Source organism: Williamsia sp. 1135 (assembly GCF_002095395.1).
Lineage (GTDB): Bacteria > Actinomycetota > Actinomycetes > Mycobacteriales > Mycobacteriaceae > Williamsia.
Window position 1 is genome coordinate 1 of sequence record NZ_MJEI01000089.1, and the last position, 19,769, is coordinate 19,769.

At 65.4% G+C, this 19,769-nt stretch carries 16 protein-coding genes and 1 pseudogene; 7 read left to right on the forward strand and 10 right to left on the reverse strand.

The window, feature by feature from the left end; all coding sequences use genetic code 11:
- The 3 genes and pseudogenes from BFL43_RS29155 to BFL43_RS11880 form a co-directional block, all read right to left on the reverse strand.
- Nucleotides 1-291: pseudogene (locus tag BFL43_RS29155) on the reverse strand (hypothetical protein); the annotation flags it as partial.
- A gap of 146 nt (nucleotides 292-437) precedes the next feature.
- Nucleotides 438-1,286, reverse strand: a complete 849-nt coding sequence (locus BFL43_RS11875) for a phytanoyl-CoA dioxygenase family protein (protein WP_084892753.1) — start codon at nucleotides 1,284-1,286, stop codon at nucleotides 438-440.
- A gap of 83 nt (nucleotides 1,287-1,369) precedes the next feature.
- Complete coding sequence (locus tag BFL43_RS11880) at nucleotides 1,370-2,173, reverse strand: ketosteroid isomerase family protein (RefSeq protein WP_084892754.1); 804 nt, start codon at nucleotides 2,171-2,173, stop codon at nucleotides 1,370-1,372.
- A 114-nt stretch (nucleotides 2,174-2,287) separates the two neighbouring features.
- Between BFL43_RS11880 and BFL43_RS11885 the strand changes: the two genes are divergently transcribed.
- Nucleotides 2,288-3,313 carry an NAD-dependent epimerase/dehydratase family protein gene (locus tag BFL43_RS11885; protein WP_084892755.1) on the forward strand — a complete coding sequence of 342 codons (1,026 nt, stop codon included), beginning with the start codon at nucleotides 2,288-2,290 and terminating at the stop codon, nucleotides 3,311-3,313.
- A gap of 71 nt (nucleotides 3,314-3,384) precedes the next feature.
- On the opposite strand, the gene BFL43_RS11890 is transcribed toward BFL43_RS11885, so the two are convergent.
- From BFL43_RS11890 to purL, 4 genes are all read right to left on the reverse strand, one after another.
- A complete protein-coding gene (locus BFL43_RS11890; protein WP_084892756.1) occupies nucleotides 3,385-4,464 on the reverse strand; it encodes a diacylglycerol kinase in 1,080 nt (359 codons plus the stop codon).
- A gap of 128 nt (nucleotides 4,465-4,592) precedes the next feature.
- Nucleotides 4,593-5,870 (reverse strand): MFS transporter, encoded by a 1,278-nt coding sequence (locus tag BFL43_RS11895; protein ID WP_084892757.1) that lies wholly within the window; start codon nucleotides 5,868-5,870, stop codon nucleotides 4,593-4,595.
- A 2-nt stretch (nucleotides 5,871-5,872) separates the two neighbouring features.
- Complete coding sequence (locus tag BFL43_RS11900; RefSeq protein WP_084892758.1) at nucleotides 5,873-6,349, reverse strand: MarR family transcriptional regulator; 477 nt, start codon at nucleotides 6,347-6,349, stop codon at nucleotides 5,873-5,875.
- Nucleotides 6,350-6,474: 125 nt separating this feature from the next.
- Entirely contained in the window at nucleotides 6,475-8,754 is a 2,280-nt protein-coding gene (purL, locus tag BFL43_RS11905; protein WP_084892759.1) for a phosphoribosylformylglycinamidine synthase subunit PurL, read from the reverse strand.
- Nucleotides 8,755-8,888: 134 nt separating this feature from the next.
- Here purL and eccA point away from each other — a divergent pair, with 134 nt between their 5' ends.
- Nucleotides 8,889-10,718 (forward strand): type VII secretion AAA-ATPase EccA, encoded by a 1,830-nt coding sequence (eccA, locus tag BFL43_RS11910; RefSeq protein ID WP_084892760.1) that lies wholly within the window; start codon nucleotides 8,889-8,891, stop codon nucleotides 10,716-10,718.
- Here eccA and BFL43_RS11915 read toward each other — a convergent pair.
- From BFL43_RS11915 to cysD, 3 genes are read right to left on the reverse strand one after another with little or no spacing between them, the layout of a single operon-like run.
- Entirely contained in the window at nucleotides 10,702-11,484 is a 783-nt protein-coding gene (locus BFL43_RS11915; protein ID WP_084892761.1) for a 3'(2'),5'-bisphosphate nucleotidase CysQ, read from the reverse strand. The genes eccA and BFL43_RS11915 overlap by 17 nt on opposite strands.
- The gene (gene cysC / locus BFL43_RS11920; RefSeq protein WP_084892762.1) at nucleotides 11,481-13,364 is read right to left on the reverse strand and encodes an adenylyl-sulfate kinase; all 1,884 of its coding nucleotides are present in this window, start codon (nucleotides 13,362-13,364) and stop codon (nucleotides 11,481-11,483) included. Before cysC ends, BFL43_RS11915 begins: the two co-directional genes overlap by 4 nt.
- Nucleotides 13,364-14,278 (reverse strand): sulfate adenylyltransferase subunit CysD, encoded by a 915-nt coding sequence (gene cysD, locus BFL43_RS11925; protein WP_143695276.1) that lies wholly within the window; start codon nucleotides 14,276-14,278, stop codon nucleotides 13,364-13,366. The genes cysC and cysD overlap by 1 nt, the downstream gene beginning before the upstream one ends.
- 69 nt (nucleotides 14,279-14,347) lie before the next feature.
- Between cysD and BFL43_RS11930 the strand changes: the two genes are divergently transcribed.
- The 5 genes from BFL43_RS11930 to BFL43_RS11950 all read left to right on the forward strand — a co-directional run bounded on the left by BFL43_RS11930 (nucleotide 14,348) and on the right by BFL43_RS11950 (nucleotide 19,745).
- Entirely contained in the window at nucleotides 14,348-15,226 is an 879-nt protein-coding gene (locus tag BFL43_RS11930; protein WP_084892764.1) for a helix-turn-helix domain-containing protein, read from the forward strand.
- Nucleotides 15,227-15,593: 367 nt separating this feature from the next.
- On the forward strand, nucleotides 15,594-16,499 hold the full coding sequence (locus BFL43_RS11935; protein ID WP_084892765.1) for an enoyl-CoA hydratase: 906 nt from the start codon (nucleotides 15,594-15,596) through the stop codon (nucleotides 16,497-16,499).
- Nucleotides 16,500-17,675, forward strand: coding sequence for an acyl-CoA dehydrogenase family protein (locus BFL43_RS11940; RefSeq protein ID WP_084892766.1), 1,176 nt, complete (start codon nucleotides 16,500-16,502; stop codon nucleotides 17,673-17,675). It begins immediately after the preceding gene.
- A gap of 1 nt (nucleotide 17,676) precedes the next feature.
- On the forward strand, nucleotides 17,677-18,651 hold the full coding sequence (locus BFL43_RS11945) for an acyl-CoA dehydrogenase family protein (RefSeq protein ID WP_084892767.1): 975 nt from the start codon (nucleotides 17,677-17,679) through the stop codon (nucleotides 18,649-18,651).
- Nucleotides 18,648-19,745 carry an acyl-CoA dehydrogenase family protein gene (locus BFL43_RS11950; RefSeq protein WP_084892768.1) on the forward strand — a complete coding sequence of 366 codons (1,098 nt, stop codon included), beginning with the start codon at nucleotides 18,648-18,650 and terminating at the stop codon, nucleotides 19,743-19,745. The genes BFL43_RS11945 and BFL43_RS11950 overlap by 4 nt, the downstream gene beginning before the upstream one ends.
- Nucleotides 19,746-19,769: the final 24 nt, after the last annotated feature.

Sequence of the window (19,769 nt, forward strand, 5' to 3'; positions counted from 1 at the left end):
CTCTACCCGCGCCTTCGCAGCCCCCGGACGCAACCGCGTCATAGACGTCAACACCGCCGCCGGCGAGGAACATCCCACCTTCGAATACGCCCGCCGCACAGCAACTTCCCGCAACACAGGCAAACTAGCCGACTGCAACCGCCGAGACGCGACCTCCAACCGCTCCACCACACGCACACAATCCACGTCAGACAGAGCAGTCAGATCCAACGTCAACAAGCGAGCGATCGCAGCATCCAGCTCCGACACCACACCCACCACCGGCGAATCGATGACGACACCATCAGACATGCAGGCCCCCCAGCCCCAGAAACACACGCGGACAACAACAACCAGAAAGGATTCGTCGTCAAAAGAGTTTCTCTACGTCTGACAATACCAGGGCTTCGCACATCTGGCAAACATATGTTCGAACACTGTTGGCGGCTTCGCGCGTCCTAGCGCGCAGCGTTCTTGATGAACTCTTCAACTCCCGCAGCAGGTTTGGTCCCGCCGAAATATCCGCCGCGGACATGTCGGCGCAGGGTGTTGTCGTCGGTAGCCCGTGCTGCGGAGTGCCAGAGGTAGGCGTCATGAAAGAGGATGTCGCCGCGCTCTGCGTACACGGCGACCTCGCCGCGGATCTTCTCGAATCCCAGCGGCATCTCGAAGGGCGGCTTCCGCGTGGTGCGTCCGCCGGAAGGTTGTGCGGTATCAGGAACTCTGACGCCGTTGGCATTTCGATACGGTGCCGGCGTCGACCACAGATGACTCCCGGGCACCACTCGCAGAAAACCGTTGGCCGGACTCGTGCCGTCGACGTGCACGGTGAACGCAGTGCTCGGCCAGACATCCAAGCTAGGACTGGCCTGCCAATCGGAATGCCAGCCGATGCGGGTGTAGCCAGACTCTTTGCCTGGTCGGGCATCCTGGTAGACCACCCCGTTCTGTTCATGAGCCCGCAGCCAACACTCTGGACCGAGGAGCCTCGTCATCAATTGCTCGACCACCGGGTGGGTGATCGCGGCATCGACTGCAGGCGACAGTTCGCTGATGAACTCGACGTAATTTGCGAACTTGTCAGCCTTGGCCGCCTCGTCCAGGAAGACAGTCGATCCGTAGCGCGCATCCAACTCCCCAGCGATCACACCACGCTGCGCAGCAACGCATTCCGACTCGATCGCATCGACGTCTGAAACGCTCAACACCCCACGCAGAGTCGCGTAGCCGTGCATGTCGTAGAACCAGATCAGCCCCTCGAGGTCGTCGGGACCGAAGACGCCGGGTTCATGAAGCGGAAGAGTCATGTTTCGACGATAGATTCCCCCGGGAGATGCGGCAGCGCGAGTTCACCTGGTGGTAACGAATCACCGCGCCGGACGACGCCCGCCTAGGCGCCGGAGTCGATGAGCACGTCTACCGCCTTGATCGGGCCGCGACCGCTGTCGAACTCGAAGAGACCGACGCCCCTCCAGTCGTCGTGCTTCAACCCGACCGCGACCGTGTGTCCCGCTGCCAGATACTTGTGCGCTCGCAGCCCGTGAAGTGCTGTCGCCCAGACGTGCGCGCCCGCGTCGTCACCCGAGATCGTCACTGCGGCCGCCCGATCGAGATACCGACCCGCGCCCGGCGCATCACCCGTCGCCACGGCATCCAAGAAATTGCCGACAGTCGCCTTGGCCTCGCCCCCTACGCGGCGAAATCCCTCGACGAAACCCAGTGCGCCGCGTGGGCCTTGATTCTTCATCAGAGCCACCGACAATCTGGTCGCCACCGGCGCCGCCGCGATTCCGCTGCGCAGGAACTGCGCAATCATCCCGGGCAACTCCCAGTACGCAGCGAGCCGTTCGATCCGGAGCTGGTTGCCGACCTCCCGCAGGTCGTAGCGGATGTGCACAGGTACCCGCATCGTCACCTTCGCCGACATCTCGACTTCGAGTTCGACGTCGCGCATCACAGAGCGGCCGCACACGACGTCGACGTCCCGATGGAACGTGATGCGGCGAGGACCGATAAAAGTGTCGTAGAAGCGCTCGATCTCGCCGCGACCTACGTGCGGCCGCGAACCCACCGGGTCGTTGACGATGCCGTCGTCGGTGAACAGGCCGACCCATGCCGCCCGATCGTGGGCACCAGCAGCCGCCGGCGATCGTTCAACCACTGCAAGCATCTGTTCTCGATCGAATGACGGCATGCGCACGCTCCCTTTCGCAAAAGTAGAACGTGTTCTACGTCTAGGCGCAAAGTAGAACGTGTTCTACCCCGTGCCCGGTCTGCCGAGCGGGGCCCCGACTGAAAGTGATTCCAGATGAAAGTAGCCGTAACCGGAGCCGCCGGGTTCGTGGGCCGCAATCTCGTCGACCAACTCGTCGCCCGCGGTGACACCGTGGTGGCGATCGATCGGCAACGCCCCTCGACCGCGAGCGCACCTGCGGTGACCTGGGTGGCGGCCGACATCCTCGACCCGGCAGCGCTGACGTCCGCCTTCGACGGAGTCGATGTGGTGTATCACCTGGTCGCGGTCATCACCCTGCGGCACACCGACGAGAACGCCTGGCGCATCAACACCGAGGGCGTCCGCAACGTCGCCGAGGCCGCACTGGCTGCCGGAGCCCGGCGAATGGTGCATTGCAGTTCCATCCACTCGTTCGACCAGTACGAATGCGGCGGCACGATCGACGAGCTGTCCGCACGATCGGACAGCACCGACCTTCCCGTCTACGACCGCTCGAAGTGGTCGGGCGAGCAGGAGCTGCAGAAGGTCATCGCGAAGGGCCTCGACGCGGTCATCTGCAACCCGACCGCCGTCTACGGCCCCGTTGACCACGCCCCTTACTCGCGGATCAACGGCATGCTCCGCGACTCCGCGCGGGGTCGAGTGCCCGCGCTGATCACCGGCGGCTTCGACCTCGTCGACGTCCGCGACGTCGCGGCGGGACTCATCCTCGCGGCTGAGCACGGCAAGACCGGCGAGAACTACCTGTTGACCGGTGAGATGACCGAGATGTTCGAAGCATTCAAGATGGTTGCCCGCGAGGCAGGGCGACGCGGCCCGGCGGTGGCCTTCCCGATGCGGTGGGTACAGGCGATACTGCCTGTAGCCGAACCACTCTGCAAACTCTTCAAGTCGGATCTGGTCTCCGAGGCCGCGCTCGGCGCACTCGAGGCCCAGCCAGTCGTCGACGGGACCAAAGCCCGCCGCGACCTCGGGTTCGCGCCCCGGCCGACGACCGAAACGATGCGGGACTACGTCGACTTCCTCGTCGGTGCCGGTCAGTTGCAGCGGCGAGGGGTTGTCGCGACTGAGCGTAAGCCGGCGGGCGCCCTGGCCTGACCCGCTTCTTCCTCCCGAATTTGCGCCGCCCACCGGTCACTACCGGTGGGCGGCGCAAATTCGGTGGGCGGTCAGTCTTTCGTCACCAACCCGCGACCGGTGATCTGCGGCAGGTCGAGCACGGTCAGCAATCCCGGCTGGGCCTCCACGACGGCCTGCACCGCGTTCACCAAACGCATTGCGGTGACCAGCATTCCGGAGTCGTTGTGGTCGCCGTTCTCACCGTGGTGGACGAAATCGACGGTCATCACGGGGTCGCCGGTGATCTCGATGCGGTAGCAGCCGTCCCCGTGACTCGGGATCGGCCAATCGGGCTGAGCGTCTGCCTGGGTGCGGGTGACGTGCTCGAGAACGATTCGCGGCGTGCCGTTCACGGTTCCGATGACCTCGAATCGAACCGCGGCCATGGTCCCCTTCGCAATGTGGCAGGACGCGATGTCGTAGTCCTCGTCCGCTGGGCGGCGGTCGATCTTCTCCACCAGCGGTTCGTCGAGGGTGAGGTCCAGCCCGGCGGCGAGCTGCCGCACAACCGGACCCCAGGCGAGCGAGAGCACCCCGGGCATCCACAGCATGGACTCGGTGTCCATCGGCTTGCCGAATCCGAACAGTTCGGTCATGGTCATCGGCTGGTAGTACGTCGAGTAGTCCGCAATCTCTGCGACGCGCAGTTCGTCGATGCGCTTGGACAGCGACGTCATGGCGAGCGGCAGAACGTCGTTCGCGAATCCGGGATCGATACCGTTGACGTGCAGACTGGCATTGCCGGCACGCGCGGCGCTGCGGATGCGCTCGTTGAGCTCGTCCGGGAACACGCCGTCGGGATACACAAGAGCCACCGGGCCGGATGCGACGACATTGACCCCGGCTTCGAGGAAGCTGATCAGATCCTCGATGGCCTCCATGATCCGGTCATCGGTCATCGCGCCGTGGACGATGCAGTCCGGCCGGAGAGCAAGCAGCTCTTCCTTGCTGCCACTGGCCTTCAGACCCAGTTCGCGACCAAGGCCGGCCAGTTCGCCGACATCCTTGCCCACCTTGTCGGGGTTCGACACCCAGACGCCGACCAACTCGAGCTCCGGCCGGGCGAGCACGCCCGCGATCGACAGCTTTCCGATGGTGCCGGTCGACCAGACCACTACGCGCAACGCCACTTCAGACCTCCAGGCTAGAAACTAGAACACGTTCCACACTAGATCCCCGAGCGCCGGAAATGGGTCGTTTTGGCGGAGCCCACCTGGGCTTTCGTTCGCCAGAACGACCCACTTTCGGAGAGTGGCGGTTAGAGTTCCTCGGCGCCGACCAGCGCGGCTTCTCCGAAACGGCGTTCCGTCTCGAGACTCGGCTCTGGCTTCGGGGCACCTCCGACCATCGAGATGGCCAGCACCGCGACGGCGCAGTATCCGACAGCGAACCAGTACGGTGCGGCGTTCGAGTCGAACCATTCCGCCAGGTGCGCGACGAGCAGCGCAGACACCGCCGCGCCCATCCAGCGCAGGAAGTTGTATCCCGCACTCGACACCGACCGCGGTCCGGTGCCGGCGGCCATCGCCATACCGGTCAGAGCGGTGTTCAGCACGCCCGACGGAATACCCGAGACGATGATGGCGGCCATCACCACCGCTTTGTTGTCGCCTGCAGTACCGATCGCCGCGGCGGCCATCACTACCGCGAAGACGCCGACGGCCGAGATGACTCCCAGCTTCTCACCGAGGGCCTCGACGACCCGGGGCGCCAGCGTCACACCGCTGAGGGCGACACACAGTCCCCAGCCGACGAACACGAGCCCGAGATAGATGGGACGCATGTCCAAAACGATGGGGGCCCAAGCGATGACGGTGAAGAAGCCCGCGGTGTAGAACGCCGATCCGATACCGGTGACGAGCAGCTTGCGGTTCTTCAGGGCGCGCAGCGGGTCGGTGATCCCGACCTTGGGTCGCTCCGAGGACGGGCCGTCCTTGGTCAATTTCGTCGCGCAGAGGATCGCGCCGATGGCCATCAGGATGGCAGTTCCGCCGAAGGGTGCCCGCCACGTCCACTCGCCGAGAATGGCGCCGATCAGCGGACCGACAGCGAGACCGAGACCGAGTGCCGCCTCGTACAGCAGGATCGCACCGTGCTGACCGCCCCGGGCGGATCCGATGATGAAGGCCAGCGCGGTCGCCATGAACAGCGCATTACCCAGGCCCCACGCGACGCGAAGGGCGATCAGTTCACCGATGCCGTTGGCTGTGGCCGAAACTCCGGCCGCGACCACGATGAACACGAGGCCTGCGATCAGTGTTCGTTTGGGCCCGAACCTGTACGAGCAGTACCCGGTGATCAGCATCGCGAGTACTTGAACGCCCATGTAGACGGCGAACAGCAAGGTGACCTTGTCGGCGCCGGCGTCGAGTTGCTTGGCGATCTCAGGCAGGATCGGATCGACGAGACCGATGCCCATGAACGCGATCACCGCAGCAAACGCCGTGGCCCACACCGCGACCGGTTGACCACGGACCGCATCCAAGAATCCCTGATGCTCGGGAGCATGCTGCAGATCAGCCTGCGTTGACGTCATTTTCACTCCTCAGGAGATATTGAGAGGGCGCTCGTCTCGTCGACGTCCTCGAGTTGTGTACGGAGCGCGCGCAGGGCGGGCAATGCCGCGTCCAATGCCTGCAGATGGTCATCCGTCAGCCCCGACATCGCGCGGGCAAGGACCTCGTTGCGAGCCGATTGCAGCTGCTCGAGTTCGTGTCGCCCGGAGTCGGTGATGCTCACCTGCACGGCCCGACGATCATCGGGATCGGGGTCGCGTCGCACGAGTCCATGACCGACCAGTACGTCGACCGCCGCGGTGACGGTCGGCATCCGCACGGCTTCCCGGCGGGCCAGTTCGCCCATCCGCATCGGACCGTGGTCGGCCAGTGTGGCCAACGTCGACCCCTGCGCGGCGGTGTACTCCCCGAACGGTGACCGTCTACGGATCGTCAGGTACACCCGCGCCAGCGTGGGACGGATGGCGTCGGCGAGCTCTGACATGTCAATCTCGGACATAGTTAGCAATGGTAATACTTAGGACCTCGAACTATCAACCCGAGCTCCGCCCCCGCACACCGATTTTGGTGGGTTCTGGCGACTAAAACCGCAGGTCGCGGTCGCCAAAACCCACCAAAATCGGGCTAGCCGAAGAGTTTGGGAAGCGTTCCTTCAAAGGCCTCACGCAGTTCGGTGAGGGGCACGGTGAAGTCATCCTGCACCTCGACGGAGTCGCTGCCCTGATCGACGACGCCGATCCGGGTCCACGGCATCTGCCGGGCATCGAGCATGCCGGTGAAGCGCACTTCTTCCGAGCGCGGAACCGCAACCAGCACACGGCCGGACGACTCGGAGAACAGCCAGACGAACGGATCGGCGCCCTCGGGCAGGACGATCCGGCAGCCGGTCTCCCCCGCCAGCGCGGCTTCGACGACCGTCTGCGCCAGTCCACCTTCGGAGAGATCATGCGCGGCCGAGACCAGGCCGTCGCGCGAGGCCGCGGTGAGGATCTCGCCGAGCAGGCGCTCACGCTCGAGGTCAACCGCGGGCGGCGTACCACCGAGGTGATCGTGGGCGACCTGCGACCAGATCGATCCGTCGAACTCGTCGTGGGTGTCGCCCAGCAGGATCAGCGTCTCGCCGATCTCCGTTCCGAAGCCGGTCGGAATGCGCCGACGGACGTCGTCGATGACTCCGAGCACACCGACCACCGGGGTCGGCAGGATCGCGGTCGCACCGGTCTGGTTGTAGAAACTCACGTTGCCGCCGGTGACCGGGATGCCCAGCTGCGCACAGCCATCGGCCAATCCGCGGACCGCCTGCTGGAACTGCCACATCACGGCGGGATCCTCGGGCGACCCGAAGTTCAGGCAGTTGGTGACGGCTTTGGGGCTGGCACCGCTGACGATCACGTTGCGGTACGCCTCGGCCAGTGCCAGCTGGGCACCGCGGTATGGATCCAGGTAGGTGTAACGACCGGACGCGTCGGTGGCCAGGGCGATACCACGTCCCGAGCCCTCATCGATCCGGATCATCCCGGAGTCGGCGTGCTCGGCGAGCACGGTGTTGCCCCGGACGTACCGGTCGTACTGCTCGGTGATGAACCGGCGGCTGCAGAGCGCAGGCGACGAGATCATCTGCAGCAGCGTCTCCCGCAACTCGTCACCGGAGACCGGACGCTTCAGATCCTTGGTGGTCGAAGCGATCAGGTCGTCCTGCCAGTCGGGACGGGCGACGGGACGCTCGTAGACGGGGCCTTCGTGGGCGACGGTGCGCGGCGGCACGTCGACCACGGTCTCGCCGTGCCAGGTGATCTCGAGATGCTCGCCGTCGGTGACCTCACCGATATCGGTGGCCAGCACGTCCCACTTGCGGCACACCTCCATGAACGCCTCGACGTTCTCCGGCGCCACCACCGCGCACATGCGTTCCTGCGACTCGCTCGAGAGCACCTCTGCCGGGGTCATCCCGGTGGCACGCATCGGGACCTTCTCCAGCTCGATGCGCATGCCGCCGTCTCCGGCTGCAGCCAGTTCTGAGGTGGCACAGGACAATCCGGCGCCACCGAGATCCTGGATCCCGATGACGATGCCGGCCTTGTAGAGGTCGAGGCAGCACTCGATGAGGACCTTCTCGGTGAACGGATCGCCAACCTGCACCGCAGGCAGCTTCTTCGGACGGCCGCCGGCACTGTCGTCGAAGGTCTCCGACGCGAGCACCGACACCCCACCGATGCCGTCGAGCCCGGTGCGGGCGCCGAACAGGATGATCCGGTTGCCTGAACCCGACGCGAACGCCAGGTGCAGATCCTCGACCCGCATCACGCCGGCGCACAGGGCGTTGACCAACGGGTTGCCGGCGTACGACTCGTCGAACACGGTTTCGCCGCCGATGTTCGGCAGACCCAGCGAGTTGCCGTAGCCACCGACACCGCGAACCACACCGTCGACCACGCGACGGGTGTCCGGCGCGTCAGCAGCGCCGAACCGCAGCTGATCCATGACCGCGATCGGACGAGCGCCCATGGCCATGATGTCGCGGACGATGCCACCCACTCCCGTGGCCGCACCCTGATAGGGCTCGACGTACGACGGGTGGTTGTGCGACTCGACCTTGAACGTGACCGCCCAGCCGTCACCGATGTCGACGACGCCGGCGTTCTCGCCGATCCCGGCGAGCATCGACGACCGCATCTCGTCGGTGGTGGTCTCGCCGAAGTAGCGCAGATGCACCTTCGACGACTTGTACGAGCAGTGCTCGGACCACATCACCGAATACATCGCCAACTCGGCTGCGGTCGGGCGGCGGCCCAAGATCTCTTTGATCCGCTGATACTCGTCGTCCTTCAGACCCAGCTCACGGAAGGGCTGCGTCTGATCGGGGGTATCGGCGGCGACGGAAACGGTATCTACGTCTGCACTCACGAGAACAGTCTAGGCGCTGCGCGCGGGTGCCGTCGTCGCGGTCGCCAGGCACTCCTGCGGTTCGACCGGGGTACCATTTGCTTCGCGCGTCGGGGGGCGGCGTGGCGGGGCGAACGATCGGTGGGGGCGCATCCATGAACGACGGGCGATCAGCGCTGGCTTCACGCACGGGCAAGGCGCGTCAACTCTTCGACTTCGCCGTGTTGTCGTCGGGCATTCCGGTCGACGGTCAGCAGTACCCACCCGATCGCGACAAGGCGACACTCGCCTTCACGCGCGCGACCGAATGGGATCCCGCGCTCGCCGACGCATGGCTGGGCCGGTTGGTGTGCGGAGACAATTCCGCGGCTGTGTTCCTTCAGCTCTACCGCAGTCGGGCGGCTCTCGGGGCAGAGCAACGCCGGCTGGGATTGCCGCCTCGCACGCTGTCGGGGCGCTTCTCCACCGGGCTCTACATCGACTACCCACTGGCAGACCGAACCGAGGCCATTGCCGCGTACGCCGCGACCCTCATCGCAGGCGCCGACCACCAGGGCGCCGAAGACGCGCTCGACGAGGCCGCCGCGTCAGTCTCCGGTCGGGCACCGATCGTCGACTACCTCAGGGCCAGTCTGCATTTCAAGACGCAACGGTGGCCTGACGTGCTGACCGCCCTCGGCGACTCCGAGCGCTGGACGGACGACTACATGAGTGCCGGGGCCGACCTGATGGCAGGCTCGGCCTGCGTACAGATGGGGCTGTTCGGCGAAGGTATCCGCAGGCTCGAGGCGGCGCGGTCCGGACCCATCCCCGCTGCGGCGACGGCAGCGATGTTCACCCACGGTCTGGCGCTACGCGAGATGGGGTCGGAGGAGGCGGCGCGCGAGCAGTTCGAGGCGGTCTACTCCCGCGACCCGTCTTTCGCACCGAACGCCCAGGCTCTGGCCGACCAGCGGTTCCGGCTGGTGGTCAGCACGGTCCCGACCATCGAATCACGCACCGACAAGTGGGATCCCGCCACCGCGGTCACAGGGGTGGCCGCAACCGAGGAGGCAGGCGACAGCCTGCTGCTCGGCGCCGCACAAGCCGAACTGGACGAGCAGATCGGGTTGGAGTCGGTGAAATCGCAAGTCGCCAAACTCAAGTCGGCCGCCACGTTGGCGAAACTCCGCGCCGAGAAAGGCCTGGCGACAGGCCCCCGCAGTCTGCATCTCGCGTTCACCGGCCCGCCGGGCACCGGCAAGACCACGATCGCGAGGATCGTCGCCAAGATCTATTGCGGACTCGGCCTCATCAAGACCGACAACCTCGTACAGGTCTCCCGCCGGGATCTGGTGGGCGAACATCTCGGTAGCACCGCCATCAAGACGTCCGCGGTCATCGACCGCGCGATGGACGGGGTGTTGTTCATCGACGAGGCCTACACAATGATCCAGAGTGGTTTGTCGGGCGGCGACGCCTTCGGTCGAGAAGCAGTCGACACCTTGCTGGCACGCATGGAGGACAACCGGGATCGACTGGTGGTCATCGTTGCCGGTTACGACGCCGAGATCGACCGACTCCTCGCGGCCAACGAGGGCATGTCATCGCGGTTCTCCAAGCGCATCCGGTTCGATTCGTACACGCCACCAGAGCTGGCGAGTATCGCCGAACTTCTTGCCCGCAAGCGTGATTCGCTACTCTCTCCCGAGGCGCTGAGCGAACTCGAGTTCGCGTGCGGTCCGCTGTACCACCAGATCCACGTCGACGCCGGCGGGCATCAACGCCGCGCCATCGACGCTGCAGGCAACGGCCGATTCGTCCGCAACGTCGTAGAGAGCGCCGAAGAGGAGCGCGAACACCGACTGACCAGCGGCGAGATCGACCTCACCGCACTCGACGACGACGCGTTGATGCGGATCGAGGTCGCCGACATCCAGGCCGCGCTCACCTCGGTGCTCTCTGGCCTGCAGCCGCAACCGCAGCACCTCAGCCCCGGCGGGTGATCTCCAGGATGGCTTCGGCCAGCTCAGGCCTGCAGATCACGAGATCTGGCAGATAGACATCGCGCTGGTTATATTGGAGCGCCAGCCCGTCGGTCCGACTGCACCACAAGCCCTGCGACTTCGCGACGGCGACCGGCGCGGCCGAATCCCACTCATACTGCCCACCGGCGTGCACGTAGGCGTCGGCCTCGCCGCGAACAACCGCCATCGCCTTTGCTCCGGCCGACCCCATCGCCAGCACGTCGCCGCCGATGGCCTCGGCCACCGCTCCGGAGAACGCCGGAGGCCTCGACCCGCTGACCACCACTCGCGGCCGGTCCCCTCGCGGCTGCGAGGCCAGGCCGTCCGCCGGCGCGATCGGGGCGCCGTCGTCGATGTACGTGACCCCCAGCGCCGGCAGCGCCACCGCACCGGCGGTCAGCCCGCCGGACGTCCCGCCGGCTTCGCGTTCCCACAACGCGACGTGGACGGCCCAGTCGGTGTGCCCTTCGATGCCATATTCCTTGGTGCCGTCGACGGGGTCGATGATCCAGACGCGGTCGGCGTCCAGGCGAACCAGGTCGTCCGCGGACTCCTCCGAGAGCACCGCATCGTCGGGACGCAGCCGCGCGAGTTCGGCCAGCAGGAACTCGTTGGATTGCAGATCACCGGCATTTCCGAGCTCTTTGCCGGTCAGTGAAGAATCGGCCCGCAGCGTCAGCAGGAGTTCGCCAGCGGCGGTGGCCAATCGTCCGGCCAGCTCCGCATCCTCAGATGTCACAGTCACACACCCAGGTTACGGCGGATCGACTCGGCGACATCCACCGGCGCGCCGTCACCGGGCGTGATGACGACATCCGCGCCCGTGGGTCGCTCGTAAGGCGAACTGATCCCGGTGAAATGGGCGACCTCACCGCGCCTGGCCTTGGCGTACAGCCCCTTCGGATCACGTTCTTCGCACACCTCGAGAGGGGTGTCGACGAAGATCTCGAAGAACGGGATCCCCCGCTCGGCGTGAATCTCTTTGGCACGCTGCCGTTCTGCCGCGAACGGACTGATCAGTGAAACGATCGCCACCGACCCTGAATCGGCGAACAGCGCTGCCACCTCTGCGGTCCGGCGGATGTTCTCCCGACGATCGTCGTCGTTGAATCCGAGATCCGAATTGAGCCCGTGACGCAGGTTGTCGCCGTCCATCAGATACGCGGGCCTGCCCTCGGCGACCATCGACCGTTCCAATTCGACTGCGATGGAGGATTTACCCGAGCCGGACAGCCCGGTCAGCCAGATCGTGGCGCCCTGATGCGCCCGCTGTTCCCTGGTCACCGACGAGCTGTGCCAGACCACGTGCGAGTCCTTGCTCACCGGCCCGTTGATCATCCCGGCGCCAACCGTCTTGTTGGTGGCCTCGTCCATGAGGATGAAACTACCGGTGTCGCGGTGCTGACGATAGGAGTCGAACATCATCGGCTGCTGCGTACGCAGGGTCACTCGGCCGATCTCGTTGAGCCGCAGCTCCTGTGGCCCTTCCTCTCGATGAAGGGAGTTCACATCGAGGCGATAGGTGAGGTCGCCGATGACAGCCTTGGACTCGCGGGTGGAACTCTGGATGGTGTACCGACTCCCGGGCGTCAGCTCGGTGTCCTCGGAGAACCAGCAGACCATCGCGTCGATGTCGCGGCCGACGTACGGCCGGTTGTTGGGACGGGCCAGCATCTCGCCGCGGGTGATGTCGATCTCGTCGGTGAGCGACAAGGACACCGCCATCGAGGCGAAGGCCTCAGTCACCTTTGCACCCCCAGGACCCCAGATCTCCGCGACGGTGGTGGTGAAGCCGCTCGGGAGTACCACCACCTCGTCGCCGGGTTTGAATGTCCCGCTGGCGATGGTGCCGGCGTAGCTACGGTGGTCGGAGCCGTCGCTGACCTGTGGACGGATGACGTACTGCACCGGCATGCGGGCGTCGATGAAGTTGCGGTCCGACGAGATGTGCACGTCCTCGAGGTGGCCCAGCAACGAAGTACCTTGATACCAGGGCATTTTCGTAGACGGATCGACGACGTTGTCACCGAGTAGCGCCGAGACGGGGATGAAACTGAGATCGGAGACGTTGAGCTTGCTGGCGAAGGCGCTGAACTCGTCGCGGATCTCGATGAACCGCTCCTCCGACCAGTCGACGAGATCCATCTTGTTCACACACAGGACCAGATGCGCGATCCCGAGCAGCGACGAGAGAAAAGCGTGTCGACGGGTCTGTTCGAGTACGCCCTTACGGGCGTCGATCAGGATCAGCGCCACATCCGCCGTGGACGCTCCGGTCACCATGTTGCGGATGTACTGCACATGACCCGGGGTGTCGGCGATGATGAATTTCCGCCTGGGAGTGGCGAAATAGCGATAGGCGACGTCGATGGTGATGCCCTGTTCGCGCTCGGCCCGCAAGCCGTCGGTCAGCAGCGCGAGGTTGGCGTATTCGTCGCCGCGTTCGGCGCTGGTGCGTTCGATCGATTCCATCTGGTCGGTGAATATGCTCTTGGAGTCGTACAGCAACCGGCCGATCAGGGTCGACTTCCCGTCGTCGACGCTGCCTGCCGTGGCCAGTCGCAGCAAAGCTTTTCGATCGCGCCCGAGCTTGTCGCCGGCAAGGACCTCTTGTTCAACAGTCATCAGAAGTAACCCTCTTTCTTGCGATCTTCCATGCCGGATTCGGAGATGCGGTCGTCCGCCCGCGTGGCACCGCGTTCGGTGAGGCGGGTGGCGGCGACCTCGTCGATCACCTCGTGCACGGTGACCGCATCGCTGAGCACACAGCCGGTGCAGGTTGCGTCGCCGACGGTCCGGAACCGGACCTGCTCGGTGTGGACCGCCTCCCCGGGTGCGAGCTCGACGAATTGTGTTTTCGCGAGCAACATCCCATCTCGCGGAACCACCTCTCGCCGATGTGAGTAGTAGATGCTGGGGAGTTCGATCTCTTCGGCGGCGATGTACTGCCAGATGTCGAGTTCGGTCCAGTTGCTGAGCGGGAAGACGCGGATGTGCTCGCCCTTGTTGTGCCGGCCGTTGTACAGGTTCCACAGCTCGGGTCGTTGCGCGCGGGGATCCCAGGCACCGAACTCATCGCGGAAGCTGAAGACCCGTTCCTTGGCCCTTGCTTTTTCTTCGTCACGCCGGGCGCCGCCGAAGACCGCGTCGAAGCCATTGTCCCGGATCCCCCGCAGCAAAGCGGTGGTCTGCAATCGGTTGCGGCTCGCGCCCGGCCCGGTCTGTTCCACCACCCTCCCGGCGTCGATGTCGTCCTGGACACTCGAAACAAGAAGGCGCACTCCGGTTTGCTCCACGACGCGGTCGCGGTACTCGATGACCTCGTCGAAATTGTGGCCCGTATCGACGTGCATCAGCGGAAACGGCACGGGCGCAGGCCAGAAGGCTTTCCGCGCCACGTGGAACATCACCACGGAGTCCTTGCCGCCGGAGAAGAGCAATACCGGCCGCCGAGCTGTCGCCGCCACCTCCCGGAAGATGTACACCGACTCCGCTTCGAGCGCGGCCAGGTGCGAGAGTTCGTACCCCGTTTTCAACACCGTCAACAATCCTTCCCCGGTCGAGTCGACACTTGACCTGTCGAATACTCGACACTATGGTTTGAAAATATGACACTCACGGTAAATGACGCAGAGTCGGGAGGTCAACCTTCGCCTCCCACGCAGCGCGTGGTGCGGGTGATCGAGTTGCTGGCCGACGACCCCGGCGCGGCGATCACGCTGGCCGAGATCGTCCGGCGGACCGGCTTCTCGCGAGCGACCGCCCACGCAGTCCTGACCCAGCTGACCAGGAGCGGATGGGTCACGCGCGAAGACGGCCACTTCACGATCGGTGCCGGTTTCGTTGCCCTGGCCAGGCACGCCGAACGTGGCTATCCCCTGCGCCGACTGGCCGCACCGCTGGTGCACGAACTCGCCGCAGACCTCGACATGCCCGTCTTCCTCGCCGAACGACAGGGCGCCCGGATCACGGTGACCGAACTGGTCGGGATCCCGGCAATGGACTGGATCCGACCCGGACGCCACATCCCCCTCCGTCCGCCGGTGTGCCGCGAGTTCGTCGCCTGGTCGCCCGAAGAAGACATCGAGCAATGGATCAACGCGGCCCCGCAGGGCGCTCGCGATCGCCTGCGCGAGGTCCTCGAGGTCATCTGCGATCGCGGTTACGCGATCGAAAGGTTGACCGCCGACCACGCAGAGATGATCGGTGCGCTTGCCTCCCTGCGGGATTCACCGGTGTCGGATACACTTCGATCTCGGGTGGCGGGTTTGCTCACCGAGCTCACCACAATCGACTACCTGCCCGAAGAATCCGAGGGTCACGTGGCCGTTGTCACCGTCGGAGCGCCCATCATCGATCCCGGCGGGATGGTTGTCGCATCGATCGTGGCGTGCCCGAATCGCGAGATGCTCGCCGACGAGATGGAGCAGATCGGCAAGGCTGTCGTCGCGGCAGCCGACCAGGTCGCCGGCGCGCTCGCCCGCTGACGTTCAGCGTCGACGCAGGAATCCCAGGATCCCCCGCCGGTGCGCGGGGCGATATCGACTGCACCGTCCGGCCTGGCACAAGGAGCACTCGGTGCCGGCCCGGTGATGTTCGTGCGCGGCGTGGGGATGCCCGCAGACACAGGGCAACCCGCCCGGCTCCGCAGACCCCGTCATCGGTCGCGTCCCGGGAGGCTGCAGTCGCGCCCACGTGGGTCGATTCCCGCCGTTCTGGACATCGTCGTCCCCCACTTCCCCGACCGGCCCGACTGCTTCGAGCATCGGCCGAATCATACGTGGGCGCCAGTGTGTGGAGACGAAAACATACCGTGACCATGCACTGGGTTTACCAACCAAGCACTTGCTAGGTATGGTGGTCGCTGTGACGATCCCGAGCCCCCTCAGTGCCGCAGAGCTAGGTCCCGACACCTCGCCCGTGGCGTACGAAACGGCCGATGCCATCGCGTACATCACCCTCAACCGACCCGAGTTCCGCAACGCGCAGAACTCGGTGATGACGTACTCGCTCGACGCCGCGTTCGTGCGTGCGGTCGACGACTCCGCCGTCAAGGTGATCGTCTTGCGTGCCGCCGGCAAGCACTTCTCGGCAGGCCACGACATCGGGACGCCGGAGCGCGACTTCCACGTCAAGTACCCGAACACCGCGTCGCTCTACTGGGATCACACCGACCGCGCCGGCGGCGACCAGCGACTCGCCCGTGAGACCGAGGTGTACATGGGGATGTGCCGTCGATGGCGGGAGATGCCCAAGCCGGTGATCGCCCAGGTCCACGGCGCATGCATCGCGGGCGGTCTGATGCTCGCGTGGATCTGCGACTTCATCGTCGCCTCCGACGACGCCTTCTTCTCCGACCCGGTGGTGAAGATGGGCATTCCCGGCGTCGAGTACTTCGCCCACGCGTTTGTTCTCGGTCCGCGCCGCGCCAAGGAGATCCTGTACACCGGCGAGCGGTTCGGCGCCGACAAGGCACTCGAATGGGGCATGGTGAATCACGTTGTGCCGCGCGACGAACTGGCCACCAAGGTCGACGAGATCGCCGCACGGATCGCCCAGATGCCGCAACTCGGACTGGCGCTGACGAAGAAGGCGGTCAACATCTCCGAAGACCAGATGGGTCTGCGGAACGCGATGGATTCGGTGTTCGGCTGGCACCACTTCTCACACAGTGCGAATGCCGAAGCGCCAGAGGGTGACCCACTCGGCGGCATGGACGCGAAGTCCATGAAGGCCGGCGCAGACAAGCAGGGTTCGTAGATGGACCTACTGTTCGATGACGCGGCCGACGAGTTCCGCGCGGAGATCCGCGGGTGGCTCCACGACAACGTGCCCACCACGCCCTTGCGCTCGATGGACAGCGCCGAGGGCTTCGAGGAACACCGGCAATGGGAACGCACCATGGCCGACGCCCGGATGTCGGTGGTCAGCTGGCCGGAGGAGTTCGGCGGTCGCGACGTCCCACTACTGCACTGGCTGATCTTCGAAGAGGAGTACTACCGCAGCGGAGCGCCCGGCCGGGTCAGCCAGAACGGGATATTCCTGCTCGCTCCAACCCTTTTCGAGCACGCCAATCCAGACCAGCTCGCCCGGATCATGCCGCGGATGGCCCGTTCCGACGACATCTGGGGCCAGGCGTGGAGTGAACCCGAAGCCGGCAGCGACCTCGCGTCGCTGCGTTCCACGGCCACCCGGACCGACGGCGGATGGCTGCTCAACGGACAGAAGACCTGGAGTTCACGGTCCAGCTTCGCCGACTGGGGCTTCGGTCTCTTCCGATCCGACCCCGATTCCACCCGGCACCGGGGCATCACCTACTTCATGTTCGATCTGCGCGCCGACGGTGTCACAGTGAGGCCGATCAACCAGCTCGACGGCGAACCGGGGTTCGCAGAGTTGTTCCTGGAGAACGTCTTCGTGCCCGACGATCCCGATGCGCCCGGCGAGTCCGGCGTCATCGGAGCGGTGGACAACGGCTGGAAGGTGGCGATGAGCACCGCGGCGAACGAGCGCGGACTCTCGCTACGCTCACCCGGTCGTTTCCTGGCGACCACCGACCGGTTGCTGGCTCTCTGGAACGATGCCGACCCGGCAACCCGGACCGGGGTGGGCGCTCAGGTCGCAGATGCGTGGATCGGGGCAAGGGCCTACGAACTGTCCACGTACGCAACGGTCAGCCGACTCGCCGAAGGCGGTCAACTCGGGATGGAGTCTTCGATCAACAAGGTGTTCTGGTCACAGTGGGACATCGCCACCCACGAGACCGCACTGGATCTGCTCGACGCCGATGCCGAACTCGCGACACCGCACCCGTCGGGTCCCTGGATGGACGGTTACCTGTTCTCCCTGTCGGGACCCATTTATGCCGGTACCAACGAGATCCAGCGCAACGTGATCGCCGAACGACTACTCGGGATGCCGCGAGGGGACCGCTGACATGAGATTCCTTCTGGAAGAAGAGCATCACGACCTCGCAGCCTCGATCGATGCGATGCTGGCGAAGTCAGACCTGCCCGCGGTGATCCGGTCCTGGAACGATGGCGACGTCGAACCGGGACGCGCAGTGTGGGCCAAGCTGGCAGAAACCGGTGTCAACGCGCTGCTTGTCACCGAGGACGACGGTGGCATCGGCGCGGGAGCCGTCGAGATGGTGGTCGCGGTCGAGCAACTCGGTCGCCACTGCGTGCCCGGCCCCGTCGCCGAAACAATTGCTGCCGCACCCATTCTGCTGCGCGATGCCGGCCTCACCGATCAGCTCGGCGCCATGGCCGAAGGTGAGGTGGTCACGCTCGCGCTGCCGCCGCACGTCCACTACGCGGTGGACACCGCTTTTGCCGCACACTCCTATCTGGCCGAAGGCGCGGTGCTGAGCGCTGCGGTCGCCACAGATTCTCGGGCCTCGGTCGACCTGGCCAGGACGCTGTCCGTCGTTCAGGCGGGTGATCGTCTCGCAGAGGTCGACACCGGCCGCGCCTTCGATCACGGCGCACTCGCCACGGCCGCGCAGCTCATCGGACTCGCCCAGACGATGCTGACGCTGAGCGGTGAATACGCGAAGACCCGCAAACAGTTCGGCCGCGAGATCGGATCGTTCCAGGCCGTCAAACATCATCTCGCCGACGTCGCCGTCGCCGTGGAGATGGCACGTCCTCTGGTTCACGGCGCCGCACTCGCCCTCGATGGCCGGGTGCCCGAGCCGCAGTGGGCTTCGCGCGACGTATCGGCCGCGAAAGTCGCTGCCGGTCAAGCCGCTTACCTGGCATCGCGCGTGGGACTGCAGGTGCTCGGGGCGTTCGGGTACACCCAGGAGCACGACCTCTCGCTCTACCTCACGAAGACCCGGGCCCTGCTCACCGCGTGGGGCACACCCGCAGCGCACCGCGCCCGCGTACTGGAGTTGATCACCGCATGAGTCTGTATTCACCTGGCATCGACACCGAAGAGCAGGCCGCTCTGCGCGATTCCGTTGCATCACTGCTGAATCGGAAAGCTGATTCAACTGCAGTACGAGCAGCGACGAGGGCTCCGGAGCGCTACGACCACGCCCTCTGGTCCACCCTCTGCGAGCAGATCGGCGTCGCTGCGCTGATCATTCCGGAACAGTTCGACGGGGTCGGTGCGAGCCTGACGGAGGCGCACGTCGTCCTCGAAGAGCTCGGCAGGCACCTCGCCCCGGTCCCGATGCTCGGTTCCGCGGTGCTCGCCACCTCCGCACTGCTGCTCACCGGAGACGACGAGGCCTGTGCAGCAACGCTCCCCACCCTCGCGTCCGGGGAGAAGATCGCAGCCTTGTGCTGGGCGAATGCAGCAGGGTGGCGGGAGACCGGCGTCCTCGCGGGTGGCGGAATCCTCTCCGGCACGGCCCATTACGTACTCGATGGTGAATCCGCCGACATCTTGCTCGTACTGGCCAAATCCGGCGGACTGGTCACGTTGCACCAGGTGGACGCGAACGCCGACGGCGTGACCCGGGTCGCCAATCCGACGATGGACCCCACCCGCCCCCTCGCGACCATCACTTTTGACGATGTCGATGCCGTCACCATCCCGACGCCGTCCGGCATCGAGGACAGTCTCCGCGCCATCGCCTTTGTCGCGCTGAGTGCCGAACAGGTCGGCGCTGCGCGGGCCGCACTCGATCTGACCGTCGAATACACCAAGTCGCGCAAGCAATTCGGTCGGGTGATCGGGTCGTTCCAAGCACTCAAACACCGGATGGCCGACATGTACGCACTCACCGAGACCGCACATTCGATCTCGTACGCGGCCGTCGATGCACTCGTCACCAAAGCACCCGATGCGCTGGAACTCGCAGACAGCGCGCGCGTCTACTGCTCAGAGGCGTTCTCCCACATCGCCGGTGAGACGATTCAACTACACGGCGGAATCGGCATCACCTGGGAACACGACGCCCAGCTGTTCTTCAAACACGCACATGGGAGCGCACAGCTCTTCGGCCAGCCGCGGTATTCACTCGAACGTCTCGCCCGCGCCGCCGGTCTGTAAATTACCCGTCGGATCGGCACGCTC